23 protein-coding genes and 5 pseudogenes are annotated in these 26,208 nt (G+C 63.2%); 11 read left to right on the top strand and 17 right to left on the bottom strand.

Annotated elements, in window-relative coordinates; translation table 11 throughout:
• Nucleotides 1–243: 243 nt before the first annotated feature.
• The 4 genes and pseudogenes from H276_RS0115235 to H276_RS25335 all read left to right on the top strand — a co-directional run.
• Nucleotides 244–1,959: an NAD(P)/FAD-dependent oxidoreductase gene (locus tag H276_RS0115235; protein WP_019972171.1), complete on the top strand. Its 1,716-nt coding sequence runs from the start codon at nucleotides 244–246 to the stop codon at nucleotides 1,957–1,959.
• Nucleotides 1,959–3,230 (top strand): cation:proton antiporter, encoded by a 1,272-nt coding sequence (locus H276_RS0115230; RefSeq protein WP_019972170.1) that lies wholly within the window; start codon nucleotides 1,959–1,961, stop codon nucleotides 3,228–3,230. Before H276_RS0115235 ends, H276_RS0115230 begins: the two co-directional genes overlap by 1 nt.
• On the top strand, nucleotides 3,227–4,384 hold the full coding sequence (locus H276_RS23660; RefSeq protein WP_019972169.1) for an alpha/beta hydrolase: 1,158 nt from the start codon (nucleotides 3,227–3,229) through the stop codon (nucleotides 4,382–4,384). Before H276_RS0115230 ends, H276_RS23660 begins: the two co-directional genes overlap by 4 nt.
• Nucleotides 4,385–4,414: 30 nt before the next feature.
• A pseudogene (locus H276_RS25335) lies at nucleotides 4,415–4,534 on the top strand (trehalose-phosphatase); the annotation flags it as partial.
• A gap of 4 nt (nucleotides 4,535–4,538) precedes the next feature.
• On the opposite strand, the gene H276_RS23655 reads toward H276_RS25335, so the two are convergent.
• Both H276_RS23655 and H276_RS23055 read right to left on the bottom strand, forming a co-directional pair.
• A complete protein-coding gene (locus H276_RS23655) occupies nucleotides 4,539–5,366 on the bottom strand; it encodes an esterase family protein (protein ID WP_019972168.1) in 828 nt (275 codons plus the stop codon).
• 100 nt (nucleotides 5,367–5,466) lie between these two features.
• Nucleotides 5,467–6,038 (bottom strand): annotated as a pseudogene (locus H276_RS23055) (integrase core domain-containing protein); the annotation flags it as partial.
• A 110-nt stretch (nucleotides 6,039–6,148) separates the two neighbouring features.
• Here H276_RS23055 and H276_RS23050 point away from each other — a divergent pair.
• The 3 genes from H276_RS23050 to H276_RS23045 all read left to right on the top strand — a co-directional run bounded on the left by H276_RS23050 (nucleotide 6,149) and on the right by H276_RS23045 (nucleotide 9,068).
• Nucleotides 6,149–6,592 (top strand): hypothetical protein, encoded by a 444-nt coding sequence (locus H276_RS23050; RefSeq protein ID WP_019972166.1) that lies wholly within the window; start codon nucleotides 6,149–6,151, stop codon nucleotides 6,590–6,592.
• A 21-nt stretch (nucleotides 6,593–6,613) separates the two neighbouring features.
• Nucleotides 6,614–7,393, top strand: coding sequence for a tyrosine-type recombinase/integrase (locus H276_RS0115205; protein WP_019972165.1), 780 nt, complete (start codon nucleotides 6,614–6,616; stop codon nucleotides 7,391–7,393).
• Between the two features lie 184 nt (nucleotides 7,394–7,577).
• Nucleotides 7,578–9,068 (top strand): amidase, encoded by a 1,491-nt coding sequence (locus tag H276_RS23045; RefSeq protein WP_051111462.1) that lies wholly within the window; start codon nucleotides 7,578–7,580, stop codon nucleotides 9,066–9,068.
• Nucleotides 9,069–9,081: 13 nt separating this feature from the next.
• Here the strand turns inward: H276_RS23045 and H276_RS24165 are convergent.
• The 4 genes and pseudogenes from H276_RS24165 to H276_RS25330 form a co-directional block, all read right to left on the bottom strand.
• Nucleotides 9,082–9,411, bottom strand: a pseudogene (locus tag H276_RS24165) (helix-turn-helix domain-containing protein); the annotation flags it as partial.
• A gap of 417 nt (nucleotides 9,412–9,828) precedes the next feature.
• Nucleotides 9,829–10,047 carry a hypothetical protein gene (locus H276_RS24750; RefSeq protein WP_155943113.1) on the bottom strand — a complete coding sequence of 73 codons (219 nt, stop codon included), beginning with the start codon at nucleotides 10,045–10,047 and terminating at the stop codon, nucleotides 9,829–9,831.
• 118 nt (nucleotides 10,048–10,165) lie between these two features.
• Nucleotides 10,166–11,212, bottom strand: coding sequence for an LLM class flavin-dependent oxidoreductase (locus H276_RS0115190; protein WP_026357035.1), 1,047 nt, complete (start codon nucleotides 11,210–11,212; stop codon nucleotides 10,166–10,168).
• 129 nt (nucleotides 11,213–11,341) lie between these two features.
• A pseudogene (locus H276_RS25330) lies at nucleotides 11,342–11,601 on the bottom strand (acyl-CoA dehydrogenase family protein); the annotation flags it as partial.
• A 21-nt stretch (nucleotides 11,602–11,622) separates the two neighbouring features.
• On the opposite strand from H276_RS25330, the pseudogene H276_RS24160 reads away from it, so the two are divergent.
• Together H276_RS24160 and otsB are read left to right on the top strand one after the other, a co-directional pair.
• Nucleotides 11,623–11,732: pseudogene (locus H276_RS24160) on the top strand (TetR family transcriptional regulator); the annotation flags it as partial.
• Nucleotides 11,733–11,735: 3 nt separating this feature from the next.
• Nucleotides 11,736–12,473 carry a trehalose-phosphatase gene (otsB, locus tag H276_RS0115180; protein ID WP_019972160.1) on the top strand — a complete coding sequence of 246 codons (738 nt, stop codon included), beginning with the start codon at nucleotides 11,736–11,738 and terminating at the stop codon, nucleotides 12,471–12,473.
• Here the strand turns inward: otsB and H276_RS0115175 are convergent.
• Genes H276_RS0115175 through H276_RS0115160 form a run of 4 tightly spaced genes read right to left on the bottom strand, consistent with a single transcriptional unit; the run spans nucleotide 12,470 to nucleotide 16,204 of the window.
• Entirely contained in the window at nucleotides 12,470–13,570 is a 1,101-nt protein-coding gene (locus H276_RS0115175) for a LacI family DNA-binding transcriptional regulator (RefSeq protein ID WP_019972159.1), read from the bottom strand. The genes otsB and H276_RS0115175 overlap by 4 nt on opposite strands.
• 11 nt (nucleotides 13,571–13,581) lie before the next feature.
• The gene (locus tag H276_RS0115170) at nucleotides 13,582–14,421 is read right to left on the bottom strand and encodes a metal ABC transporter permease (protein ID WP_019972158.1); all 840 of its coding nucleotides are present in this window, start codon (nucleotides 14,419–14,421) and stop codon (nucleotides 13,582–13,584) included.
• Between the two features lie 14 nt (nucleotides 14,422–14,435).
• The gene (locus H276_RS0115165) at nucleotides 14,436–15,230 is read right to left on the bottom strand and encodes a metal ABC transporter ATP-binding protein (RefSeq protein WP_019972157.1); all 795 of its coding nucleotides are present in this window, start codon (nucleotides 15,228–15,230) and stop codon (nucleotides 14,436–14,438) included.
• Nucleotides 15,227–16,204: a metal ABC transporter solute-binding protein, Zn/Mn family gene (locus H276_RS0115160; protein ID WP_019972156.1), complete on the bottom strand. Its 978-nt coding sequence runs from the start codon at nucleotides 16,202–16,204 to the stop codon at nucleotides 15,227–15,229. The genes H276_RS0115165 and H276_RS0115160 overlap by 4 nt, the downstream gene beginning before the upstream one ends.
• Before the next feature lie 55 nt (nucleotides 16,205–16,259).
• Between H276_RS0115160 and H276_RS0115155 the strand changes: the two genes are divergently transcribed.
• Together H276_RS0115155 and H276_RS0115150 are read left to right on the top strand one after the other, a co-directional pair.
• Nucleotides 16,260–17,396, top strand: coding sequence for a GTP-binding protein (locus tag H276_RS0115155; RefSeq protein WP_019972155.1), 1,137 nt, complete (start codon nucleotides 16,260–16,262; stop codon nucleotides 17,394–17,396).
• Between the two features lie 9 nt (nucleotides 17,397–17,405).
• Entirely contained in the window at nucleotides 17,406–18,167 is a 762-nt protein-coding gene (locus tag H276_RS0115150) for a LamB/YcsF family protein (RefSeq protein ID WP_019972154.1), read from the top strand.
• Nucleotides 18,168–18,368: 201 nt separating this feature from the next.
• Here the strand turns inward: H276_RS0115150 and H276_RS0115145 are convergent, their stop codons facing one another.
• The 7 genes from H276_RS0115145 to H276_RS0115115 are packed head-to-tail and all read right to left on the bottom strand — an operon-like array spanning nucleotide 18,369 to nucleotide 26,207.
• Entirely contained in the window at nucleotides 18,369–19,640 is a 1,272-nt protein-coding gene (locus H276_RS0115145) for an MlaD family protein (RefSeq protein WP_369758488.1), read from the bottom strand.
• Complete coding sequence (locus H276_RS0115140; RefSeq protein ID WP_036461153.1) at nucleotides 19,577–20,698, bottom strand: MlaD family protein; 1,122 nt, start codon at nucleotides 20,696–20,698, stop codon at nucleotides 19,577–19,579. The genes H276_RS0115145 and H276_RS0115140 overlap by 64 nt, the downstream gene beginning before the upstream one ends.
• A complete protein-coding gene (locus H276_RS0115135) occupies nucleotides 20,695–21,810 on the bottom strand; it encodes an MCE family protein (RefSeq protein WP_019972151.1) in 1,116 nt (371 codons plus the stop codon). The genes H276_RS0115140 and H276_RS0115135 overlap by 4 nt, the downstream gene beginning before the upstream one ends.
• The gene (locus H276_RS0115130; RefSeq protein WP_019972150.1) at nucleotides 21,807–22,805 is read right to left on the bottom strand and encodes an MlaD family protein; all 999 of its coding nucleotides are present in this window, start codon (nucleotides 22,803–22,805) and stop codon (nucleotides 21,807–21,809) included. The genes H276_RS0115135 and H276_RS0115130 overlap by 4 nt, the downstream gene beginning before the upstream one ends.
• Nucleotides 22,798–23,871 (bottom strand): MCE family protein, encoded by a 1,074-nt coding sequence (locus H276_RS0115125; RefSeq protein ID WP_036461151.1) that lies wholly within the window; start codon nucleotides 23,869–23,871, stop codon nucleotides 22,798–22,800. The genes H276_RS0115130 and H276_RS0115125 overlap by 8 nt, the downstream gene beginning before the upstream one ends.
• Before the next feature lie 12 nt (nucleotides 23,872–23,883).
• Nucleotides 23,884–25,410 carry an MlaD family protein gene (locus tag H276_RS0115120; RefSeq protein WP_036461171.1) on the bottom strand — a complete coding sequence of 509 codons (1,527 nt, stop codon included), beginning with the start codon at nucleotides 25,408–25,410 and terminating at the stop codon, nucleotides 23,884–23,886.
• A gap of 2 nt (nucleotides 25,411–25,412) precedes the next feature.
• Nucleotides 25,413–26,207, bottom strand: a complete 795-nt coding sequence (locus H276_RS0115115; protein ID WP_019972147.1) for an ABC transporter permease — start codon at nucleotides 26,205–26,207, stop codon at nucleotides 25,413–25,415.
• Between the last annotated feature and the right edge of the window lies 1 nt (nucleotide 26,208).

Here is a 26,208-nt window from a genome sequence, read left to right as displayed (position 1 = left end):
TTACCACCGGGGCCGAAATAGCATGCCCCGGATTCGATTAGAGAACCCTAGCCGCTATCAGCATGCACCGGTGGGCCACCTCAAGCTCCGCGGGTGCATTCCATGGAGCTTGGAAAGACACCCGCTGCTACACCTTCAGCAACGCTGCACCGTAGGCCTCAACCCAACAGAAAATTAGGCTAGCCTCCCCTATTTGGGTGCGGGGATCATGGGGATCCGGCCCAGAAGACGGAGGTTCAGCACATGAGGGTATGCGTCGTCGGGGCGGGTCCATGCGGGCTGACAACTATCAAGCAGCTCCTGGACGAAGGTCACGAGGTCGTCTGTTTCGACAAGAACCCTGACGTCGGAGGTATCTGGCTTCGCAGCGAGGGCGACGAAGACAAGGCCAAGGCGTTCGACAACCTGCACTTGACCATTTCCATCAAGCTGATGGCGTACTCGGACTACCCGTTCCAAGGTAAAGACCGGGTGATCTACAGTCGCCGCGAATACTTCGAGTACCTCAGAAAATACGCCGACCACTTCGGCCTCAACGACCACATCCGGTTCGACAGCGAGGTAACCGACATCCGCCGGGAGTCTGATGGCTGGACAGTGTCGGTGCGTCACGACGGCGTCGAATCCGACGAGAAGTTCGGCGCAGTCGCCATCTGCTCCGGGCCATTCAAAACCCCGAACCGTGCCATTCCGGGACTGGAACACTTCACCGGCGAAGTAGTACATTCCGCTGAATACCGCAACAATGAACGTTTTCGAGGCAAACGAGTCCTCATCGTCGGACTGGCCGAATCCGGCGCCGACATCGTCCGTGAAATCGGCGACGTCGCAGAAACCTGCACGTTGTCAATCCGGTCCTACACCTACTTGCTTCCCAGGGTGTACAACCGCAATCAAACGACCGATCACGGCACCGTGCGTGCCCACCACCACGAGATTTGCGGACGGTCTTCCTCGTATCCGCTTGTGCCGGAATCGTTCTGGGGTCGCAGCGCCGCGGCGAAGACACTATTTCGCATCATGTCGGTGATCTACGGTTTCGCGGGTGTGGCTCTGGGCGCCTTCCGGCTCCTCCGGAGCAAGATGTCTGAGCGCTGGCGCCCGGTTCTGCCTGACATCAACCCGCTCGGTGAACCTGCCGATCCCGCCAAGATCGATATCGGGACTCTCGACAATGCCGAGAACTGGGACATGATCAGGACTTGGAATCACCGATCCCACCCGGACGGAAGCTGGGCTCAGCGGGGCATCTTCTGCAAGAACGTCAGCTTCATCCCGGGCATCGTCAGCGGTCGAATCATGCTCAACGACACGGGAATCGACAAGTCCGACGGCAACATGGTCCACTTCCGCGACAACACGGTCGGAGAATTCGACACCGTCGTGTTGTGCACCGGCTACACCCAGGATTTCTCCATCGGAGACCTGGACATCAAAGAGGAGAACGTCCGCAACCTATACAAACATTTCCTACACCCCGAACACGAAGGAACGGCGGCCTTCATTGGTTTCGTCCGACCCTTCTCAGGGGGTATACCGATCTGCGCGGAGATGCAGGCCCGCCACTTCGCACGGGTCTGCAGTGGCAAACAAAGACTTCCCGACAATCTCGACGAGGTCATAGGCCGCGACAAGGAGTGGGAAGAGTACTGGACGGCATTGAGCCCGGGGCACACCGAAGCCACACCGTCGCAGATCCTCTACCTGGACGACCTCGCGCGAGAGATCGGCTGTCTGATACCGATGTGGCGGATGATCCTCAACCCGAAGCTGTTCATCCAGCTGTGGTTCGGCAGCTTCAACCAATCCAGCTACCGGATCGTCGGGCCACACAATCGGGGTTCAGCCGCACTGGCCGACCTGTATTCCGAACCGGTCACCGATTGGCTCAATAACGCGCTGCGACTGTCGGTACTGCAACTGATGCCGTCGTCTGTTCACCCCCGCGACAACGTCTGATGCCACTCGGCAACACCCTGCAGGCCCTGGTCACTCTCGCAGTGATCGTGATCGCGTCGGTATTTCTCGGGAACCTGTTCGCCAAGTTCGGCCAGCCCCGGGTCCTCGGCCCGATCACACTCGGCATCGTGGTCGGGAGCGCTGTTGCTGTATCCTCGGAACCGGCTCGGACGACGCTGATTTCGTCGACATCACGGTTTCTGCTCGATGTCTCCGGAACCGCTGCATTGCTGCTGCTGATGTTCGCGGTGGGTCTGGAACTGCGCACCTACCGCACAACAGAGGAGGCATCGGTCGGCTGGCGCGTCGTTCCGAGTGTCGCGCTTCCAATCGTGGTCTGCACCCTCGCGGCGTGGCCGTTCGCCATGCGCCTCAGCGCCTCCGGTGATTCGGAACGGTACGGCTGGCTTTTCGCCGGTATCGCGCTCGGCGTCACAGCGGTGCCGGTCCTGGTCATGATCGTCAAAGATCTATGTATCGGGTCCCGGCCCAGCGCACGGGCGGCGCTTGGCATCGCGGTCAACACCGATGGCTGCGCGTGGATCTTGGTGACCGTTCTGATCGTGCTCAGCACCAACCTGTCAGCCGTATCGATTCTCAATCTGGTCACCGGTGCGGGCCTGCTGCTCATCGTCATCTTCGGCGCACCACGGGTTATCCGGCGGAACCCACGGGTGAATCAGGGTGGCGGACTGGTGGCCACGATGATCGTCACGGCGCTGACCGGTGCCGCAGCAACACAGTTCCTCGGATTTCACCCTGCGATCGGAGCTGTCATCGCCGGCTTCTCCTTTCCAGCCGGAACGGCCAATGCCTCGTCGGAGAGAACGTTGAATTCGATCATCGATGTGCTGCTGCCGGCATTCTTCGTCAGCGCGGCAATGTCGGTTCCGGTGCAGACGCTTCGCGACCAGGTGAGCTGGGGCGGGCTGGGATGCCTAGTGGTCCTGACCATCGCGGCGATACTCTCCAAGATCGCAGTCGGGTTCATGTTCGGGGCGATGTATCGGTGGCCCTGGCGATCGGCAGCTGAGCTCGGAGTGTTGCTCAATTGTCGCGGTGTCACCGAGATCGCCATCGCTTCAGTCGGTTTTGGCGCCGGTTTGATCAGCCCATTTGCTTTCGCGGTGCTGTGCGCACTGGCGCTCGTCACCACGACGCTGACTGTGCCGCTCTACCGCGCGTTTACCCGCTCACCCCAGCCGCCCGACGGGGCCCACGCCGTGGCGGAACCCTCCCGCGGGTTGATGAAAGGTCTGACACCACTATGAAGAAACCTGAACCTCTGGTCACGAACAGACGCTCCTTCCTCCAATCAGGACTGGTAATACTCGCCGGTGTAGGTGGCGTAGCAGCCTGTACCAGCAGCGGCTCGGCCAGTGAAGGCCGCACATCATCTCAGCCGCCGATCCCCGATCCGCAAGAGGCCGAGAACTATCTGCTCTACCCGGATCTCGTCTATACCGAGTCAGAGCCGGTGGGGCGAGCACACTTGCTCGACGTCTATGTTCCCCGCGACGCGGCCGGTCCCTTTCCCGTCCTGATCCACCAAATGGGTTCGGCGTTCCGCGCGGATGACTCCAAAGGCAACCCGCTGCGAGACCTGCGGCACCAGATTGATTCCACGCCGGACACCGAGTCCGATAGTAGATCCGATGTCGACCCTGACGAAGCGAGCCTGTTGTACGGGGCGAAGCAACTGGCGAACCTCTGGGCGCCCAAAGGCTACGCCGTGGTCGGTTTGAATGTACGCAACAGCAGCCAGAGCAAGTTCCCCGGCCAGATCCACGACGCCAAAGCCGCGATTCGTTACCTGCGGGCGAACGCCAAGACATTGGGCCTCGACCCCAACCGCTTCGCCATGATGGGAGCCAGCAGCGGCGGATGGGTTTCCCTGATGGTGGCGTTGACGGCAGGTGATCCAGAATTCGAGGGAAACCTGGGCAACCAGAATGAATCGAGTTCCATACGGTCGGTGATCGCCTTGTCCAGCCCAAGTGATTTCCTTCAGATGGATGCCCACCGGCCGCCCGGCGGGCACCTACACGAAGTACCGGATTCTCCGGAGTCGGAGCTGATGGGCTTTTCCATCCAAACCGACCCGGCAGCGGTCGAAAAGGCGAACCCGGCACGGTATGTACGCTCCGACAGTCCTCCGGCGTTTATCGCTCACGGCATCGGCGACCTGTTCGTCCCCTACAACCAAGCCGAGCTATTGTTCGATGCATACGTTAAGGCTCGCGCCACCGCCAATATGACGCTGATCCCCAATGCCGGACACACCGACAGTTACCTTGCAGATCCGAACTATTCGACAGACTGCACCCTGCTCTACACCCGCGGCGGATATACGACGACCGAAACCGGGCACGCACCGACGTTCGACGACTTGCTCTCATTCTTGGACAAGCACCTTCGCTACTAAACACCCCGGTACTGCCTGACCTACGACGGCGACGCCGGGCCCGCCGACGACGAAACCGCACTGGCGCAAGCCCGTACGGCGGTGCGGGCCTGGCCGGCCGAGCTGACCGAAGGCAAGGCCGTGCTGGAATTCGCGGTGATCTCGACGGACACCGCTACGGAATGCGCCCAAGGCTCCTCTGCAGGAAGGACATCGCCGGCCAGCCGGCGATGCGGTCGGCCTCGACGAAGGAGCCGAAATCATGAGGGACGTCTTGGTAGGTATACGGAATGTCGATACCCACATTGCGCAGATCTTCGATCAAGGTCTCCACCCGCTCGCCGTTGGTCGGCCCTGCGACCGAAATGACGTGAAAGTCCGCGGTTTTCCGACCGTCCACGAACGGCATATAAGCGTTCGAGTCGCGAGCCATCGCCCCGTCGACCGACCACGTGGCGGCGAACATTTTCGGGTACTTCAACGCAAACCGTATCGCCCCGTGCCCGCCCATTGAGAATCCGACGAGCAACCGCTGCGCCGGCCCCTGGGTGACCCGGTAGCTCGATTCGATATGAGGGATGAGGTGATTGATGAAATTATCCTCCGCGGGGCCGGTATCCAAGTCTTCCCAGCGTCCGGTCTGGTAACTATCCGGGGTCACAATAATGGATTCGGTCAATGCTCCCTCGGACACTGCGCGGCGCAGCGTCAACGCGTCATCCATGAAAGACGCGTTGTTGTCCAGCTTTCCATGCAGCACATACACCACGGGATAGGTTTTGCAGTCGTCGTAGTATCCGTCCGGCACGCTGATGCTGTAGTTCACCTCGACGCCGTCGGCGGTAATGAAGGCGGTGTCCTGTCGGAGGGGGCCGCTCTGGGGGCTCGTGCAGGCAGATGCCGGGCTCGTCACCTCAGGAACCGCCGCCGGCACACGTGCCTCCGGTTCAGTGCCCGGTCTTCCAGGCAGGCCGCACGCCGCAAGCATCACGATGAGTGCCACGGTCGATGCCGTGCGTACAACGAGGGGCCGGTTTCCAGGCGTCCACGAGCGTGACTGCGGCATCAGACCACGATAAGGGTGACGTAACGCGCGTAGGGGGCTAGCTGTACGAGGTCATGACGTTCGTTACGCCGGTGGCGAGTCGGGATGCCGGTGGTCGGCCTGCGGCAGCTGAATGAGGGCGGTGATAGTTGTAGTGGACGTTCCATACCTTCAGGGCCTCGCAGCGCTGCTGCTCGGAGGTCTAGGTGCGTGCGTAGAGGAATTCCTCCGCGAGGATTCGGTTGTAGCGTTCTATCTTCCCGTTGTGGCGCAGGGTGTAGGGCTTGATTCGTTGATGACGTGCGCCGTGTAGGACATGAGCGAAGTCGCGGGCGCGATAGCAGGCGCCATTGTCGGTGACGATGCGTTCGATACGCGTGATGCCATGGGCGGCGAACCACACGCGAGCGCGATGCATGAACCCAATTGCCGTGAGCCCCTTTTCGTCCGGTAGCGCTTCCGTGTACGCCAATCGCGAGAAGCCATCGACAGCTGAGTGCAGGTATACGTACCCGGCCCGGGCGCCTCCCTTGGTGGCCGACGCGACGGCTTTGGCTTGAGTGCTGCCCCGCCGTGAATACGCCAGCCGCCCCCGTTGGGGATGCGGCCCACCTTCTTGACGTCGACGTGTCTGTTGACCGGACTACGGGCAGACACTCTGCTCGGGATCTGTGCCGCTGATCCCGCGAGTTGATAGACCTTCGCCATTGCCCTTCGTAGGCCGGTGAGGAGGTCGCAGCGTGTTCGACGACGTGGAGCGGGATGTTCGGGCGATTCGGTTGCCACGCTGGGGTCGTGTCGTGGAGGTGGATGATGCGGTGCCCTGGGTGGTGATCGGTGAGGATGGACAGATCGTTGAGCCGATCCGCCGATTTCTGTTGGACTTCATTGCTCGCGACAATCGCCCGGGCTCAGTGCGCAGTTACGCGTTCGTGCTACTGCGGTGGTGGCGCTGGCTGAATGCGGTTGACGTGCAATGGGATAAAGCAACACCAGCAGAAGCGCGCGACCTGGTGCTGTGGCTGGTACAGGCCACCAAGCCGCGGCGGTCCAAGCGCACGGCGTCGGCAGTCACCGCCGGCACGGTCAATCGTGTCACCCGCAAGCGCGAGCTCGACGATCACTACCAGCCGCGAACGATCCGTCACAACAACGCGGTGGTGCGTAGCTTCTACGAGTATTAAATCGATCAGGGTCACGGCCCGTTGATCAACCCCGTACGGCAGGACCGCGTCCGAGGCCGGCGGCCCAACGACCACCACGATCCGTTGGAGCCGTTCCGGGGCGGAGGGCCGTTTGCGTTACAACCCGAGGCTGCCCAAGCCCGCTCCGCGGGCTATGCCCGATCACCCAACACCGTCCGTGAAATGCTCAACCGCACACTGGACCGCGCGGACCTGCGCGACGCTGCTGGACAGCCCTTGCGTTTCACGGCCCACGACTTCCGACGCATCTTCGCCACCGAGGCCGTCAACGGTGGACTACCCGTGCACATCGTCTCGCGGCTGCTCGGGCACGCCAACATCAACACCAGCCAGGCCTATACCGCGGTCTTCGAAGACGACCTCGTGCGCACCTACCGCGCATTCCTTGGCCGTCGCCGCGCCGAACGGCCCGCCACCGAGTACTGCGAGCCCACCGATAACGAGTGGCGGGAATTTCAACAGCACTTCCACGAACGCAAACTCGAACTCGGAGAGTGCGCACGTCCCTACGGCACGAGTTGCAAACACGAACACGCCTGTATCAGATGCCCAAGCCTGCGCCTGGACCCCAAGGCGCGACCCCGCCTCGTGATCATCATCGCCAACCTGAAAGACCGAATCCAGGAAGCCCGCATCAACGGCTGGCTCGGAGAAGTCCAAGGCCTCCAAATCAGCCTCCGTGCCGCCGTCGACAAACTCACCGCGCTCGACCGTCTCCGCAGTCAACAGCCGGGCACCGGCGTATCAGACCTCGGCATCCCGATCATCAAGGACCGCTGAGTGTCATACCTCATCGCACCCAGGCCGCGGCATGCATGGCTTCGAGGCCACAGCCCTCGGTCCAGTCCCGGTGAATCGTCCGCGGCTAGGGAGAAGAACATCACGAACGAGTACCACCGATTCCGTTGCGGGAAGAGAGATTTTATGGCCTCCGCAGCTAGCCGATAGCGTCAGATTCATGTTCATGGAGCGAAGTTTCCAGTCGGCCGAATACCTTTCGGCGGCATTGCGTGCCGGCGAGGTGACATCGGTGGAACTGATCGACGAGGCGATTGCCGGTGTCGAGAGAGATGACACGGCGATCAACTCGATCTGCGTGCCGGACTTTGATCGTGCGCGGGCCGCTGCACGAGACGCTGACAAGGCGCGTGCCGGCGACCAGGACCGGCCACTGCTGGGTATTCCGGTGACGGTCAAGGAGTCCTACAACATGGTCGGGCTACCCACGACGTGGGGCATGCCTGAGCACGCGAACTACATGCCGGCCGAGGACGCGGTGCAGGTATCACGGCTCAAGGCTGCTGGCGCGGTGGTGCTCGGTAAGACCAACGTGCCTTTCATGCTGCAAGATCTGCAGAGTTTCAACCAGATTTACGGCACCACAAACAACCCGTGGGATCACGATCGCACAGCCGGTGGATCTTCGGGTGGATCAGCAGCGGCACTGGCGTCCGGATTTGGCGCATTATCTATCGGCTCAGACATGGCTGGTTCGCTGCGCACTCCCGCACATTTCTGCGGAATCTACGCCCACAAGCCGACATTCGGGCTAGCGGCCACCCGCGGCATGGTCCCGCCGCGCGCACCAGCATTGCCTGCTGGCGGTGACCTCGCCGTTGTGGGTCCTATGGCGCGCACTGCCCGCGACCTCGCGCTGCTTTTGGAGGTGATGGCTGGACCGGACCCACTGACGCTGGGCGTTGCGTTTGACCTGGCTCTGCCCCCGCCGCGTCACGACCGGCTTTGCGGCTTCCGTGTCCTGGTTGTCGATGAGCATCCGCTCATTGCGACCGGGTCCGCGGTGAGGGCCGCTGTGAACCGAGTCGCCACTGCACTCATCGACGGTGGCGCCATGGTTGAACGGCACAGTCCGCTGCTACCTGATCTGACCGAAGCCGCCACGCTCTACATCGAGCTACTGACCTCGTACGCTGCCGCGGGTTACCCTGCCGAGAAGTACGAACAGCTCCGCACTGAGGCCGCCGAACTGTCCACTGAAGAGCGGGGATTCGATACCGCGTGGCTACGCGGCCCGGTGTTGAGCCACCGCCAATGGATTGAAGCGAACAATCGGCGTGAACTGCACCGCCACCGCTGGCGCCAACTCTTTGCCAAGTTCGATGCCGTGGTATGCCCGATCACACCCACCCCCGCGTTCGCCCACAATCACGAACCCAACCTGGCGCAGCGGCACATCGACATCGACGGTCGCCAGTACCCATTCGCCGACCAGTTTGTCTGGGCCGGACTGGCCACCATGCCCGGTCTGCCTGCCACCGCCATACCGGCGGGCCACTCACCTGAGGGCCTACCGGTAGGAGTGCAGCTCATCGGCCCGATGTTCGAAGACCGCACTCCACTGCGACTGGCCGAACTACTCGAACAGGCCATCGGTGGCTTCCAAACACCGAAACGAGTGCAACCCGAACACATTCGGCCGAAAAACAGTCCCTAATTTAATCCGGAAAATGAACCATGTGCCCTGGTCGACGCGCTTGGATCGAACGCGGTACCCGATTGAGGTGGCCTGCGGGGTCGATGAAGCGCCGTCGATTTAAACCCAATGTGAGCAGGTGCCTGCTCACGGTTCGCCTGCTGATCGGCAGTCCGAGCTCGTTGAGCTCGAATGTGATGCGCTCGGCTGACCATTTGCGATGCCGCCTCATCCACTCTATTTGCTGGCTGACTACTGCTGGCGTGGCGGTGGGTTGATGCATTGGCGTACAGGACCGGTCCTGCAATCCCTGATCGCCGAATCGTCGGAATCGGTTGACTCACTTGCTGGCGCACGCGCGCGATGAGGACTATCCGGTGCGGTGCCCCCGCGCTCAGCGTCAACAACGTCATGACCCGCAACACCTAGCACTCTTCGGCTAACTCCGTCTCAATCAGCCGCGCAGTGACCCGTTCCCTTGGTGGATACGAAAGCGATGTAAGGGATTTCGGCGACTTCAGCATCTCGGCGAGGTGATAGATAGTGCGGGACAAGGAGTGGGAAGAGCACTGGACAGCATTGAGCCCGCGGCATACCGAAGCCACGCCGTCACAGATCCTGCACCTGGACGCACTCGCGCGTGAGTTGACCGAGGATGTCGATGATCTCGCCCAGTCTGTTCTCAACCGGGCAGACGGAGATCCTTGTGAACGAGATATGTCGGGGTCAAACGAGTTCCACCGCGTCGCCAACACTCCTACGTCGCGGGTAGTTAACCCAATCAGCCGTCGGTGTGGTTGTCTACGCAGATGAGCAGCACCGAGAATTCAGGCGATGTGGAGCAGCATCGGTTGGATGCGACGTCGATGATCGACGCTGTGCGGGCCGCGGTGACGCTGCGGCTACCCGAGAACCTGCTCTGCGGTCCCGCGACCACGGCGGCACTGGCTGACCGTACGGGAACGAAGCCTTGGGCGTTGGAGTACGTTGCTCTCGCCACGGCCGTAGGGTTACGGTGGCCACGAACACGCCGATCAGTCACGGCATCACGGTCATGGAGTTCCGCTCGGCTTCGTGAGTTGTTCTCGATCGGTTGACTATTGCCATTCCTGGGGCAATCAGACGGACACCCCGAGTTGTGGCACAACATGCAGGGCGAAGTCGCGAAGCGACTTCATCGTCGTTGCCGGATCGGCGATAGCCTCGTGATAGACGGCGATCCGTCGAGCGCCGGTTGTCTCGATGAAGCCACCGAGTTCGTCGACGACCCGAGCCGGCGATCCCACAATGGCGTCGTCAGCGACCATCTGCGCCATGGTGTCCCGATCCACCGGCTCACCGTCAGGCCCGACGTGACGGTTCACGGCTTGGGGCACTGCTGGGTGATCACCGTCGCGAAACGACCGACGCAGCGCGGCCGCCAGCCTGTCGCGACAGTCCACGGCGTCGTCGACGATGACAATCAGGGTGTGCAGATGCTCGGGTATCGGGCGATCCTGGCCGCACAGTTCGCGATAGCGGGCTTCGAGTTCGACGCGCGATGCGGCCGGCGTGGCGAAATAGTGTTGCAGGGCAAACCCATAGCGGGCGGCGAACTCAACACCGGATGCACTTGAGGTCGCCAGCAACAGTTCCGGGTGGGGGCGGGAGCGCACGGGCGGTTGCACCTCTGCCGTTCGGCCCGGCGTCGGCGAGTGGGATGCACTCCACACGTCAAGGAGACATTGCGCGCTGGACTGTGGTTCGTCGTCCCAGCGGGCCAAGTCCACACCGAACACGTCGTAATCGCGCCGGTATCCTCCGCGGCCCAGCCCCAGCATGAATCGGCCGTGGCTGAGCTGATCGAGCAGTGCGGCACGTTCGGCCAGCTCGATAGGGTGGTAAAGCGGTGCGAGCGCCACCGCAGTGCCGACGCGGATCTTGGAAGTGCGGCCCAACAGGAAAGCGGCGCTGGTGGGTGCACTCGGGTTGATCCCGAAGTCGATGAAATGGTGCTCGGTAACCCACAATTCGTCGTAGCCGAGCTGTTCTGCGGATGCAGCTTGCTCGAGCGTGAGGTCGAAGACCGCGTCGGGACCGTTGGCCATCCCGGCTCCCATGTTCAGCAGTACACCGAACCTGATCCGCGGTCTGTCATGGGCGGAAGAAGCCACCCCTGCGTCCATCGGATCAGGCTACCCAAAGTACGCCGGCACTTGGCGCTCCCATGTGGAATGTTCTTGTCCGGCTCTATCCCCGTGTATCTCGGACATGTCGTGACGCGCCGAACACCACATAGTGGTCACCACCACCCTGTCGGTGACGAGCAGGGTTACCAGCGCCGTGGTTGCTACGAGTCCGGACACAAGTGCCGCGGCGGCCTCGTCGAGCATCGCGCACAGGTTCTCCCGCTTCCGCCGGTGCCACCAGACCCTTCGGGAAGGGCGACGCCGAAGATCCCTAGTTCGGCGAACCGCTGATACGGAGCGCGCCACGCGTTCGGGTCATGTTCGCCGTCACGCACAGCGGTGATCGAACCGGACGCCGCAGCCCAGCTTCGTACCAGGTCCGGCATATCCCAGTCAGCGCGTAACGAGCCAGCCTGCTGGCCTGGCTGACCCACGCGCCTCGGCGACCGATGTCGCCAAGCGGCTGGACCTAGCCGTGCGACTGCTGATCGGCGACGCAGACCAACCTAAGATCTGACGGGTGAGCGGTCTTCGGCACGCGCTAGCCCGGATAGCGCACACCCCGCGGCTGCTGGTGACCTCCGATTTCGACGGAACCCTCGCCCCGATCGTCAACAATCCGGCCGATGCCCGCCCGCTGGCCGATGCCGCGGCCACGCTCGTCGAGCTTGCCGCGCTGCCCGACACCGCTACGGCCCTGATCTCCGGGCGGGCGCTGAGCGTGCTGCGGGAATTGTCCGGCATGCCCGCGACGGTGCACATGATCGGCAGTCACGGCGCCGAGTTCGACACCGGCTTCGCCCATCGGATCGACACGGCCCTACTGGCCACCATCACCGCCGAGCTCGAGGCGATCGCGGCCGGTAAGCCCGGCGTGGCCGTCGAGGTCAAGCCCGCAAGCGTCGCGCTGCACGTCCGCAACGCCGGGCCCGACGACGCCGAAGCCGCCCTGACGCAGGCCCGTATCACCGCTCGGGCCTGGCCGGTCGAATTGACCGAAGGCAAGGCCGTGCTGGAATTCGCGGTGATCTCGACGGACAAGGGCGAGGCGATCGACATCCTGCGCAAGGAGTTCGACGCGTCGGCGGTCGTGTACTTCGGCGACGATGTGACCGACGAGAAGGCGTTCCGGCGCATGCGCGACGGCGACGTAGGTGTCAAGGTCGGCCCAGGCGAAACCCTGGCCGGCTACCGGGTGCAACTTCCGAAAGACGTTGCGGCAGCACTGAAATACCTGTTCGACGTGCGTCGCGGCTAAGCCGGCGGACCGGACGTCCGGCCGCGCACCACCTCGGTGTCGAGCACCTCGATCACCGGAAGCCCGGATCGCGGCGGATTGTGCAGCAACTGGCCGGCGCGCCGGCCCTTCTCGACACTGGGCTGCACGACTGTGGTCAGGCCGCGGCGCAGCGCGTCGGGAATCCCGTCGAACCCGGTGACCGTCATCTGCCCGGGAACGTAAATGCCATGCGCGCGTAGATAATCCATCGCCGACAGGGCCAGTACATCGGCCGTGCACATCAGCGCGGTGATCAACGGATTGACCGCAAGCGCCACCTCGGCCGCAGCACCTCCCGAGGTCGGCAGGTGCTCGTAACTCTCCACGACCGTCAGCGATTCCGGGGCCAGCCCGGCGGCGCTCATCGCGTCGTACACCCCGTGGATACGCTCGCGCTGCACATGGAAATGCGGGGTCAGCACCCGATCCGACGCTGCCGGCGCGGGTTTACCGCTCGGGTGGGGCCAGTCGCGCCCCAACCGCATGGTGAGCAGACCGATGTCGCGGTGGCCGAGTTCCAAAACGTGCTCGGCCAGCCGACGCATGGAACCACGATCGTCGATGCCGACACGTGACGCCCCGGGCACATCCTTAGGCTGGTCGACCACCACCATCGGCAGGTGACGCTGCCGCACCACGGGCAGGTACGGGTCATCGTCGGACGCGGAGTACACCACGAAGCCGTCGACACCCGCGGACAGCACCGCGGCGCAACCCTCGTCGAAGGTGCGGTTCGGCCCGACCGCCACCAACAGCAGGCCCTGACCGGCCGCCTCACACGATTCGGCCAGTCCGGCAACGAAGTCGAGTGCGGCGGGATCACTGAACGAGTAATTGAGCGGCTCGGTGATCATCAGGCCGACCGCGCCGGCCTTGCGGGTGCGCAATGACCGCGCCACCGGGTCGGGCCCCGCGTAGCCGAGACGCTTGGCGGCGTCGAAGATGCGCTCCCGCAGGTCCGACGACAGCTGATCAGGCCGGTTGTAGGCGTTGGAGATCGTGGTGCGGGAGACGTTGAGTTCCGCAGCCAGCGAAGCCAGGGTCGCCCGCCGCGGCGGATGGGGACTCCTGGGCATGCTTTCTGAGGCTAGCCGATCAACGCCCCGGTCTCGCGTGCGGCACGCGCCGCGAGCCACACCGCGAGCCAGCATCCGCAGGCGATGGTCACGATCAGGAAGCTCGGCGGCATGTTGAACACCGCCGACACCGCCAACCCCACCCAGACCGACACCAGGCTGATGCCTGTCGAAATCGCCATCGCCACCAGGGGCCTGGCGGTCAGCATGATCGCCGTCGCCGCCGGGGTGACGACGAGCGCAAACAACAGCAATGTACCGACGGCCTGCACCGCCATGGTGACCGCGACTCCGAGCAGTGCCATGAACACGATCGACAGCGCCTTGACCGGCACCCCCTTGGCCTCGGCCACCGGTGCGTTGACCGACGCGAACAGCAGTGGGCGGTAGATGAACCCCATCGTGGCGGCCAGCAGCGCCAGCAGCGCCGTGAATGTCGACAACTGCTCACCGGTGATCGCCAGCAGATTCCCGAACAGCACATTGGTCATGGTGGACGAGTTCTTGGTGGCCAGCGAGTTGAAGAAGAGCCCGAATCCGGTGGCCAGCGCCAACACGGTGCCGGTCGCCACCTCGCGGTCCCCGGCCCGTTTCCCGAGCGCCCCGATGACCAGCGCCCCGCCGACGCAGAACACCCCGAGCCCGAACCCGACCGGCAGCCCCAGCAGGAAGGCTCCGGTCGCCCCCGGCAGGCCGATGTGGGCCAGGGCGTGGGCGGCGAACGCCGTGTTCCGCACGATGATGAAATAGCCGATGAGCCCGGCGGCGAGCGCCACCAGCGTGCCACCGATCAGCGCATTGCGCATGAACGCCGAAGTGAGGATCTGCCACCAGTTCTGCTGGTAGCCCATCGCGAGAACAGTCACTACCCGCTCCTCATGTACATCTTGCCCTGCAGGGTATTGGCCACTTGAATCTTCGTGCCGTACAGGTGGGTCAGCAGGTCGGCGTCGACCACCTCGTCGATCGCAGCGTAGTGAGCATGCCCGTCGAGCAGATAGATGGCACTGTCGAGGACCGACAGCAGTGGGTTGAGGTCGTGGGCGACAACGAGAATCGTCACACCGAGATCGGCGTTCAGACGGGCCAGCAGGCCCACGATCTCATGCTGGTTACGTAGGTCCAGCGAAGCCAACGGTTCGTCGAGGATGAGCATCTTCGGATGCCCCACAAGAGCATTGGCCAAGGCTATGCGCTGCCGCTGCCCGCCGGAGAGCTGGGACAACCGCCGGTCGGCGAACTCTTCCGCCTCAACCCACGTGAGCGCCTCGTCGACCCTGGCCATGTCGGCCTGAGTGGTGCGACGCAGTCCCCAGCGACGCCCCGTGAGGCCGAGCATCACGGCGTCCCTGGCTCGGATCGCCTCCCCCGCGCCGGCGACATAGTCCTGCGGCACATAGCCGATCAGATCGTTGTTATCCCCTGGCTTGCCGCCAAGCACCCGTACCGAACCCGATGCCGTCGGCAGCAGGCCCAGCACGACCTGGAGCATGGTCGATTTGCCGGAGCCGTTCGACCCGATCAGCGCGACGATGCCGCCGGCCGGGATCTCGAAGGTGCCTTCCGACCAGATCAGCCGTCCGCCGCGCACCACACTGACATCGTTGAAGATCAGTGCGGGCGGATCGGCTGCTGGTGCGCGGTTGGAGTCTGGTGTCACGTCTGGATCTGGAGGGCTTTGGCAAGAGCGGTGAGTTGGTCCACCTGCCAAGCCTCGAACGACTTCGCTCCCGGCGCCACCGTTTCGGTGACTTCGACCACCGGAACTCCTGCCTTCTCGGCCGCGGCACGGATCTGCTCCGGCACCGACCCTTCGGTCTGGGTGTTGTAAATCAGCACGTCGACGCCCTTGTCGCCCAGCAGCCGCAGGAAGGCGTCCAGGTCGGCAGGTGAGGGATCGGTCTCGTTGGACGACGCCGCCTGATAGCCCTCGGGCGTGCGGTCGGATAACCCGAGCGCGCCGGCCATGTCGTCGAACACGGCTTCGGTGGCGGCGTAGGTCTTGCCCGCACCCTTGGTCTTGATGGTGTCGATGAGCTGAGTGTAGGGCTTCATCTGGTCGGTGAATGCCGAGCGCCGTTCCTGGAAATAGTCCTTGGCCGGCGGGGCCAGATCGCTCAGTTTGGCCGTGACCGCATCGGCAACGGCCGTCACCGTGGCCGGGCGGTACCAGGCGTGGGGATTGACGCCGGCGCCTTCGCCGCGATCGAGATCGATGGCGTTGACGACCGGCGCACTCGCCGCCGAAGTCGCGGCCAGCTTGGCCGCCCACTCGTCGTAGTGGCCGCCGTTGATGACGACCAGTTGGGCACCGGCGAACTTGGCCGCGTCCGACGGCGAGGGTTCGTAGTCGTGCGGGTCGACCGACGAACTGGCCAACACGGTCGTGACCTTGGCGCAGGCCCCGCCGAGGTCGGAGACTATGTCGCCCCACTGGTCGACGCTGACGACGACGTTGAGCGGCGTGGTCGGGCAGTCACCGGCGGCGGCAGCGCTTGTCGACGAAGCAGTCTCGGTGCCGGAGCCGGAGCAGGCGGCCAGAGCCAAGGGTGCAGCGAGCAGCGCGGCGGCGGCTGTAGCGCGCAGTGTGCGGGGCAAGGTGAGTTTCACGGCGATAACGATAACCGTTTGCATTAATCCGCGCACTCCCGGATCATCATACTGAAAATCATTTTCATTAAGGAGTTCGATGACCCCCTTGTTACCCGTCACGGTCCTGTCCGGCTTCCTCGGCGCAGGCAAGACCACGCTGCTCAACCACATCCTGGCCAACCGTGACGGCAGACGCGTCGCGGTCATCGTCAACGACATGAGCGAGATCAACATCGACGCGGCCCTCATCGCCGGGCAGGGACATCTCGACCGGACCCAGGAGAAGCTCGTCGAACTCACCAACGGCTGCATCTGCTGCACACTGCGTGAAGACCTCATCGAGGCCGTCGGTGAGCTGGCCCGGCAGAACCGGTTCGACCATCTGGTGATCGAATCGACCGGCATCTCCGAACCCATGCCGGTCGCGGCGACGTTCAGCTGGGAATTCGAGGACGGCTTCAGCCTGGGCGCACTGGCTCGATTGGACACGTTGGTGACGGTCGTCGACGCGTCGACGTTCCTGACCGAGTTGGCCAGAGGAGAAGCGCTGGCCACCCGCGAGATGACCGCGGGACCGGGCGACGCGCGCAGCGTCGCCGACCTGCTCGTCGATCAAGTCGAGTTCGCCGATGTCATCCTGCTCAACAAGACCGACCTGGTCGGCGAACAGCGGCTCGGAGCGGTCGAGGCGGTAGTACGCCGGCTCAATCCCAAGGCCCGACTCATACACACCGACCACGGCGTCGTCGACCTCGACGAAGTGCTGAACACCGGTCTGTTCGACCCGATTGCCGCCGCGGCGGCACCAGGCTGGGACGAGGAGATCGCCGACGGACACACACCGGAGACCGAGGAGTACGGCATCGGCTCGATGACGTTTCGCGCCGACCGGCCGTTTCACCCCCAGCGGCTGTCGGCGGCGCTCGATCAGATCACCGGCCTGCTGCGCAGCAAGGGTTTCTGCTGGATCGCCAGCAGGCCCTCGATCGCCGCGATCTGGTCGCAGGCCGGGCCCAACCTCGTCATCGAGCCCGCTCAGTTCTGGTCGTCGACCGAGATCGAACCGGGCCAGGAGATCGTGTTCATCGGTATCCGCATCGACCGTGACGGGCTCGACGCCCTGCTGCGCGGTGCGCTGCTGACCGACGACGAGCTGGCCCTTGGCGAACAAGCGTGGCTGCGCTACCCCGATCCGCTACCGGAGTGGAACGTCACGCACGTGCATGCCTCCTAAGCTGGAGCCGTGGGCGCGACAGTCGATCTCAACGCCGACCTCGGCGAGAGCTTTTCGGTGTGGCAGCTCGGTGACGACGAGGCCATGCTCGGTGTCGTCACGAGCGCCAACGTGGCCTGCGGCTTTCATGCCGGCGACCCGGCGCTGCTGCTGCGCACCTGTCGGATAGCTGCCGATCGGGGCGTCCAGGTCGGTGCGCAAGTCAGCTATCGGGACTTGGCCGGCTTCGGCAGGCGGTTCATCGACGTTGCGCCCGAGGAACTGACAGCCGAGATCATCTACCAGATCGGCGCCCTGCAGGCGATCGCGGTTGCAGCGGGAACCTCCGTAAGCTACGTCAAACCCCATGGTGCGCTGTACAACGCGATCGTCACCCATGCCGAGCAAGCGGTCGCGGTCGCGGCAGCCGTGCACGCCGTCGATCCCGGGCTGCCGGTGCTGGGCCTGGCCGGCTCCGCGTTCTTCGCCGAGGCGCGGCGCCTCGGCCTGCGCACGGTGTCGGAGGCGTTCGCCGACCGCGCCTACCGCTCCGACGGCACGCTGGTCTCCCGACGCGAACCAGGAGCCGTTATACACGACCCGGTGGAGATCGCCGACCGGGTCGCCACGATGGTGACGACGGGACAGGTGATCACCGCCGACGGCGTAACCATCTCGATCAAGCCGGAATCGATTTGTGTGCACGGCGATTCGCCCGGAGCGGTGCAGATCGCCACAACGGTGCGAGCGCGTTTGGTCGCCGAAGGGATCGCGCTGGCTGCGTTCGGTTGACAAGCCTCACGCTTGGCGCAGAGCTGGCCGCCCTAATGAAAATCATTATCATTAATATGTGACCCGGTATTCCCGTTTTCATATCCGCCTGCACGCCACCGCGATGCTGTGGTTTGTTCGTCTGCTGCGATTGATTGCCGTATGTGCCGAACGAATACCGGCGCCGAGTCCGCAACCGAACAAGTCCACAAACGCGAAGTGTCAGCGCGGGGGCTCGATCGGTAGCGTCGGGCCACCGTAAGGCGTCGGAATGGTGTAGCGGCCCTTAGGGGTTGGGTCGGCGGTGGTGGCGAGGCTCGCGCCGGGCGGCGGCCCCGCCGTATCATCTCCAGCCGGTCGCGGCGCATTCCGGGCGCCCCTGACAAGCAGGCTGGGGTCGTCGTCGTGACAGTACGTGTAGAGGAACGGTTCGGGGTAGTCCGCCGCCGACGGGGGACGGCGAGGCGTGCCGTAATCGCAGGAGTACCGCGGATAGATGTCGGCAGTCACCCACAGTCCATGGTCGTGCATGGTGCTGATGAACGCCTCGAGCGCCGAACCTCGATAGTCTGGAAAGAGGGCATTGAGCGCAGGGACCCGGACATACGACAGTCGAGTTACCGTGGCCAGGTTTCCCAGCAATTGCACCATTGTGTCGGAGTTGTCGGTGAACAGGTTGTCGACCGTACCGAGCACACCCGGTGACTGCTCGATCAACCGGCGATAGCCACCTTGCATTGCCGCGACTCCGCGCAGAGTGTGACGGAAATTCACTGCGGTGCGGGCGATTCCGTTATTTACGTCGACTGCCGATGACAGCACGATCCTGCTGTTCTTGATGATGCCGACGGTTTCGGGTAGCACCGAATCCAACGTCGAAAGCAGAAACACTCCCCCGTCGACGATCGACGAAAGTTTTTCGGGGCCTGCGGCACTCAGACTCAGTTCAGCCTTGATGCGCTCCAGTTTGGCCGGATCCACCTGTGCCAACAGCCCGTCTGCGTGTGACAACAACTCGGCCATCGGTACCGGAGTAGCAGTCCTGTCGCGCGCTATGACATCTCCGTCAGTCAGAAATGGTCCGCCATTCCAGGCTGCCGCGAAGTCGACATACTGTTCGCCGGCCGCCGAGAGTGCCGATACCCGAACGGTGCTGGATTCGGGTATATGAGCATCCCCCGCAACAGTGAGGACCGCGTCCACGCCGCCTGGCGTGAGATTCAGCGATTCGACCCTTCCTATCCGCACCCCGCGCAGCGTCACCGCCTGGTTGGGTAACAGCCCGCCCGACGTTGAAAGCTGGACCGTGATGCGGTAGTCGCGCGATAACGGCTTGACTTGGAGCACACCGAACATCAAGTAAGAGACCGATATCGCGAGGGTGACTATCAGTGCCGGTATCGCCAACCATGCGCTGCGTCGACTGCCGCTCACTGCTGAGGCCCTCGACCCACCACCCGCTCCTGTAGCCGCCAGAGTGCGAATTTGATCGATCCGACGAACTTGTGCCAATCGGCACGCTTGGGGCCGTGGAATCCAGGATCGCCGGCGAACCCTGCATCGGGAATCGAGCCCAGGACGAGTCTGTCGATGCCGGCGGTTCCCGCCATGGCCGTGCCCGCCGTGATCTTGATGAAGGGTGCGTACAACCGGTTCAGAGAAGCCAGGCTGGTCTGGGGATCCAGCACCACGTCATTTAATGCACTCGCGACAGTGTCCGCGTCAGCAACGACGCTCCTGCCGCTACTGTCCGTGCCCGCCACAGACGGGAACTTCCGCAGGGCACCGGCGATATCGCCGAGCATCAGGGCGAGGTCGGACGCTTGGTCTGTGCTGCCCGCCAACGTCGCGGTCGCTGGATCGGCGGCCTGAAGTAGATCGGTGACTTCTTGATTCTTCGCCTCCAGCAACTCGGCCAGTCGCACAGTCTCACTCATCGCCGAATCTATCTGTCCCGAACGCGTATTCACCGTTTCCAGCAGTCGATTCGACTTGCCCACCAGATCGCCGAATGCGCTGCCGTCTGGGCCAGCAGCCTTGCCCATCCCATTGACGATATTGGCTAGGTTGTGCACCGCTCCCCCGTTGACGAGAACCGCGGCTGAACTCAAGACCGACTCGACGGTGGCTGCCGCTGTGGTGGAATCGAGCCCGATCGTGTCACCGTCCTTGAGCAGCGCCCCGAACTGTGCTCTGCGCGGTGGGACAATCGACACAAACACGTCGCCAAGGGGTGTGGCAGAACGGAGTTCGGCGGTACTGCCCATCGGTAACTGGATCTTCTTGTCGATCCGGAGCGTAGTCGCGGCGATGTAGTCACGCGCCGTCATCGCCTCAACCTGCCCGATATCCGCACCGGCAAGCTTGACCTTGGCGTGTTCAGGCAGATTGAGCACGTTCGCGAACAGGACCGTCAGCCGATAACCACCGGTTCCCATGCCCGGGGCGGGAAGGGGTAGATCAGACAGTCCGTTCATCGAGCATCCCGCGGTCAGCAACACCGTTGAGACGACGACAACCACTCGCTGCCAATTGCATTGAAACGCGGTCATTTCTGCCCCATCGCCGCAAGTCCGTCGAGCATGTTGGTCAGCCCGAAGTCGGGCCCGTAATCCTGCAATGTCCCGGTGCTACATCCGAGTTGACGCAGACCCATCATGTTGCACACCTCTTTCGCCATCTGGCCGTCGAACACCATCCGGTCGGCCAGGAAGTGCGCCCGTAGTGCACCGCTGTGCTGATCGACCGCGTTGTAGAGGTTGTCTGCCATCAGCGGCAGGACGTCGAAGAACTCGGCCAGCTCGCGCTGCCGGTCGTACAGCGACTGAATACTGGTGTTGCCATTGCTGATTCCCTGCCGGATGACATCTCGGTTGGCCGTGAGGATGTCACCGGTCCGCTCGACGACTTCGTTGAGCTGTTTGCCGGTCGAACCTGAACCGAAGTCCTCTGCTGCCAGGATCTGGCTGAGTTGGCGCACGGTCGAGCCGAACTGGCGCAATGTCGCGTCGTTACCTGCCGCCGCGTCCAACAGCGAGTTGAGGTTCTTGACGACGGTCGTCAGCTGCTGTCGTGTCTGGTCGCCGCCGTCGGCACTCAACCGTAAGGCTCGCGAGAGCTCATCGAGTGCGGATTTGATCTGGTCGCCATGGCCGGCCACGATGTTGTCGCCGGCACCCAGTATGTCGGCCACCGGGCCACCGCCGGCGCCGTCGCCGCTCAGTGACTTCGAGAGCTTGTCGAGCATGCCGAGCACCCGGTCGAATTCGACCGGTGTTTTCGTGCGATGCAATCCGATGGTGTCACCGTTGCGTAGCACCGGCCCACCCCGGTACGGCGGAGACAACTCGATTTGGCGGTCGGTGAGTATCGATGTCGAGAGCGTCACCGCTTGTACGTCAGCGGGTATCCGTACAGCGTGGTCCACGCTGAACTCGACCTCTGCGTAACTGCCCCGGGGAGTCACCTTGGTGACCTCACCTACTGGAACGCCCAGCACCGCAACAACGTTGCCGACATAAAGACCCGCAGCGCTGTCGAATTGCGCGGTGAGGCTCATCGGGCGGTCGTGGCGTGCCAACAGATGCCATCCCGCACCGACAACCGTCACGAGTACTGCGACAAGGGCGCCGGCGACTGTCAGCCGTTTGCGTTTCTTGGTCATTTGCAGTCCTTGAGGTACGGGATCATGCCGAACTGTTGAGCGCGACCGCTGATGGCACACATCCAGGAGTCGATGAGGGCACCGGCAGGCGGGTTTCCCTCGACCGCATTGCCGAATCCGGTGGCGTTTGCGATCTCCCGTATGGGCACTGGCGCAATCTGTAAGAGATTCCGGAACAACGCATCCTGCTCGGCGAACTTCGCGCTCAGTTGCTCCATAGTGGACAGGACGCTGTCGAGGGCCGCTCTGTCATCGACCACGATTGTCCGTAACGAGTCGACGACCGCACGCAAAGACTGCATAAGTGCGTGGAAAGCTGCTGAACGGGCGACAAACTCCCCCACCAGGTCTTCGCCTTGACGAATGAAGTTGCCGATCTCGGATTGCTGACGGTGCAACATATTTGTGACGCGCTCGGTGTTGCGGAGCACTCGACCGATCTGATCGCGGCGCCCGGCTACTACCGATGAGAGCGCTTGTACGTTGGCCATTGCCTGCGGCACCACAGCGGGCAGCCCTTCGAGCTGCTTGCTGAGGATGTTGAGAGAGTCGGCGATTCGATCGGCATCGACTTGTTCGAAAGTTCTGGTGGAGTCGGCGAGTGCGGCTTGCAGATCGTACGGAACCTCGGTGTGGGTCAAGTCGATGGTGCGATCGGCCGGCGCACCGTCACCGCTCGGGCGTAATTCGAGATAGCGGGATCCGAACAGCGTCGTGACCTTGATCGCAGCGTGGCTGTCCCTGCCGACCGGCACATCGTCGCGAACTCGGATTCGAGCCTCGACATGATCTCCGGCGAGCCGAACCTCGGTCACGGTTCCGACCGGAACGCCTGCGACGGTGACGATGTCGTCGGCTCGTAGCGCCGCCGCCTGAAGAAACTCTGCCGTGTATCGGTGGTAGCCGATTCCGGCGTCTTTGATGAGCAGCATGGCCCCGATGAGGGCGCTGGCAGAGACCATCGCGACGAATCCGAGCCAGGTCTTCTTACCCATCGGCCATATTCCTGCACTTGGGTGTGTGCATCGCGGTCCCGCCCGGCGTCGCTGCGTTGACGATGATCGGCACGACGTCGTTGAGTCCGGGGAAGAAGCCGTAAATGTTGACGTCACACGCATAGGCATTCATATACGCACCTTCGCCGAAAACACGCGAAAGGCCCTTGAGCAGCAAGGGGGTATTGCGGCCTGTGAACGCGATCTGCGGTTCGATGTCGAGCATGTGCTTCGTGTAGCCGGGCTCTCGGTTCAGCATGTGTTCGACGGTCGGTTGCACGTCCTGCGCGATTCGGGACAACCTTCCGACCGCGGCCGTCATTGTTCCCATGGCGGTAACCAGCTCCTGCCTACGGCCGTCGAACGCAGCGACCGCCTGGCGTGCCTGCGAAATCGACCGATCGAAGTGATCGTTCTGCTGGGCGAGGTTGCCGACCACACCGTCCAGGCTCGCGAGCGCCCTGTCCAACGTCCGATCCTGACCGACGAATGTTTTTGTCAGGGTGGATGTCTGGTCCACGAGCAGCGTGATCGATGCGGTATCGCCCTGCAGCGAGCCCACGACGGCGTTGGTGAGGTTGTTGACCTGATCGGGATCGAGCACCGCGAACAACGGCTCGTAGCCGTTGAGCAACGCACCCACGTCGAACGACGGCTCAGTGTGATCGACGTTGATCAGGCTGCCGGGGGGAAGCACCCGTGCAGGCTCACCGCGTCCTCGCCCCAATGCCAGATATCGTTGGCCGACGACGTTCTGGTAATTGACCGCCGCCACTGTCCGGTCCGTCAATCGCTGGTCGTCCTGCACGATGAACGACACCTTCGCGAGCGTGCCCTGCAGTTGGATTTTCTGCACCCGCCCTACCCGAACTCCTGCCACGCGGACGTCGTCGCCCTCGCGTAAGCCGAACACGTCGGTGAAGAGCGCGTCGAAGGATGCGGTGGATCCTCTGACGTCGCGCCGCAGGGTGATGAATACCAGCCACGTCAGGACAGTGGCGACCGTGAGGAACAGACACAGACCCAGCACGGGGCCGCTTCTGTGCGTCGTTTCGAGACTGGTCATCGGCGACTTCTCCTACGGATTGGGTTTCGCTGCGCCCAGCGGAGTCAACGTGACGGTGGTTCCGCGCGCGGCGGGGCCGAGTAGCAGTTGACCGGCCACCGTGGCCGGCTGGCCGAGAATCCTGCCCAACTGGTCTCGTTCTGATGTGCTGCCGACCGGCCCGACATTGCCGCCGAAAGATGCGGGCGCCGCTGGACTGGCGGTGTCGTTCGAAGGTGTCACCGGTGGTGGTGCGGCGCTGCCGGGAACAGGTAGCGCCGGCGAGACTCCCGGCGGCAGCGGCGGATTGGGATCGTGCAGGTCTGGGTTCGGATTGACCAGTGGCGGGCCGACAGCAATGAGATTGCCGTCATCGCCGATGATTGTTCCTGCCGGTGGAGCGAGGTCGGGTGGCGGCTGATAGTTCTGCGGGAGCAGTACCTCCGGAAGGTCGGCTCGTACCGGTACCTGAGGCGCAGTGAAGCAACTCGGACCGAGGAGCGCGCCGTAGCGCGGACAGTCGGCGCGGGTATAGGTATAGGACGGTGTGAACGACAGGTTCACCCGCCCGCGCGGGGTGTCTAGTTCAGAGTCCCAAACCTCGGCGAAGAAGGTGTCGGAAAACCTGGTCATCCGCCGACTGATCGGCACGAAATGGCGGGCATTCTGCGCCAGCACACCAAGCACCGGTGTGAGATCCGTGGTGATCTGTACGAGCCGATCTACCTGGTGGTCCAGCGCCTCAACGGTTGTCCCTGCGGTATGCGCACCTGCGGACAGGAAGCTGTCGAGTTGCCGACGCTGCTCGGCCAAGGTACGCATCGGACCGACAGCTTCGTGTAAAGCGTCGACGAGGTCTGGGGCGGTCCGGGACAAGCCTTGTGCCGCTGCGACCAGGGCCGAGACAGTGGACGGCTCTTGATCGGTGGCAACGATTCCGTTCAGCTGGTCGATAAGACGGTCGAGCTGTGCGGCGGAGGTCAACAGCTCGCCGCGGCGGTCGTTGGTTGCGGCGCCGACGGCGGCCAGGATACCTACGCTGTGGTCATTGCGGCCGCGGCCCGCTGCACCAAGAATGTCCCGCAGTTTGGTGATGGTGGTTTGAAACAGCACGGTCGGCAGCGCGGTGTCTTCGGCGATGTGCGCACCATCGTGAATCGGTGTGCCGGTTACATTCTCCTGATTGTCGACCAGCTGCAGTGAGGACACCGCGAAAACGTTGCTGGGCACCACCCGAGCCGTGATATTTGCCGGAATATGTTGTGCATAAGTTGAATTCAACCGGATACCGACCAGATTCGGTCTCCCGCCCGATCCTGGTGTGACGTTCTCGACAATACCGACGAGGACGCCCCGAAACTTCACATCCGACCTGCTGGGCAGACCGTCACCGATGTTGTGCAGTTCGGCGATGGCGTGCACACTCCGATCCAACAGTCCGGTCCACTTGACCACGAGCGCCGCCGCAACGAGGCCGATGACGACGAGTGCGACGGTTCCGCGCAAGAACAGTTGCTTACCGGTGAGGTAGTTGCCGTCCAAGTCAACCCGATCCGCCATCATCAGCCGCCGAACCTGGCAGTCGAATTCACACTCCATAGCGCCATCGTGAGCAACATATTGACGATGATGATCAGGGTGATACTTGCCCGCATGGCGTGGCCGGCAGCTATTCCGACCCCTTCAGGGCCGCCGTTCGCACAGAATCCGTAGTAGCACTGCACCGTTGCCGCGATCCAGACGAAGACGACCGCCTTCACCGTCGAGTAGATGATGTCCGGCCCACTGATCAACAATGTGAAGTAATGCAGGTATGAGCCGAGTGAGCCACCGCTGATGACGCCCACCACGGCCTGACACGACAGATAGCAGATGCATAGACACGCCGCATAGAGCGGGATGATCGCTACGACGGATGCCAACAGGCGCGTTGTCACCAGGTAGGGGATAGGCCTGATTGCAAGGGAATTCATCGCATCGATCTCTTCGGAGATGCGCATGGAACCGATCTGTGTGGTGAACCGGCAGCCGGCCTGAACCGCAAATGCCAGTGCCGCCATGATCGGAGCAAGTTCGCGCGTGGTCACCAAAGACGAGATGACGCCGGTTGCCGGTCCGAGCCCGAGCAGATCCAGGAAGCGGTAGCCCTCGATCGCGATCAACGCCCCGGTGGTGAGCCCCAGAACAAGAATGACGCCTGCGGTACCGCCCCCCACCACGATCGAACCGTTGCCCCAGGTGATGTCGGACAGCAGCCGAAAGAACTCTCGCCGGTACCGTTGCAGCGCAAGCGGGACTCCGGCGACAGCGTGGGCAAAGAATGCGACGAGATGACCGAACCGCGTCACCGGCCGCATG

This window comes from Mycobacterium sp. 141, from assembly GCF_000382405.1.
GTDB lineage: Bacteria > Actinomycetota > Actinomycetes > Mycobacteriales > Mycobacteriaceae > Mycobacterium.
This window is presented reverse-complemented; position numbering and strand designations above follow the sequence as displayed.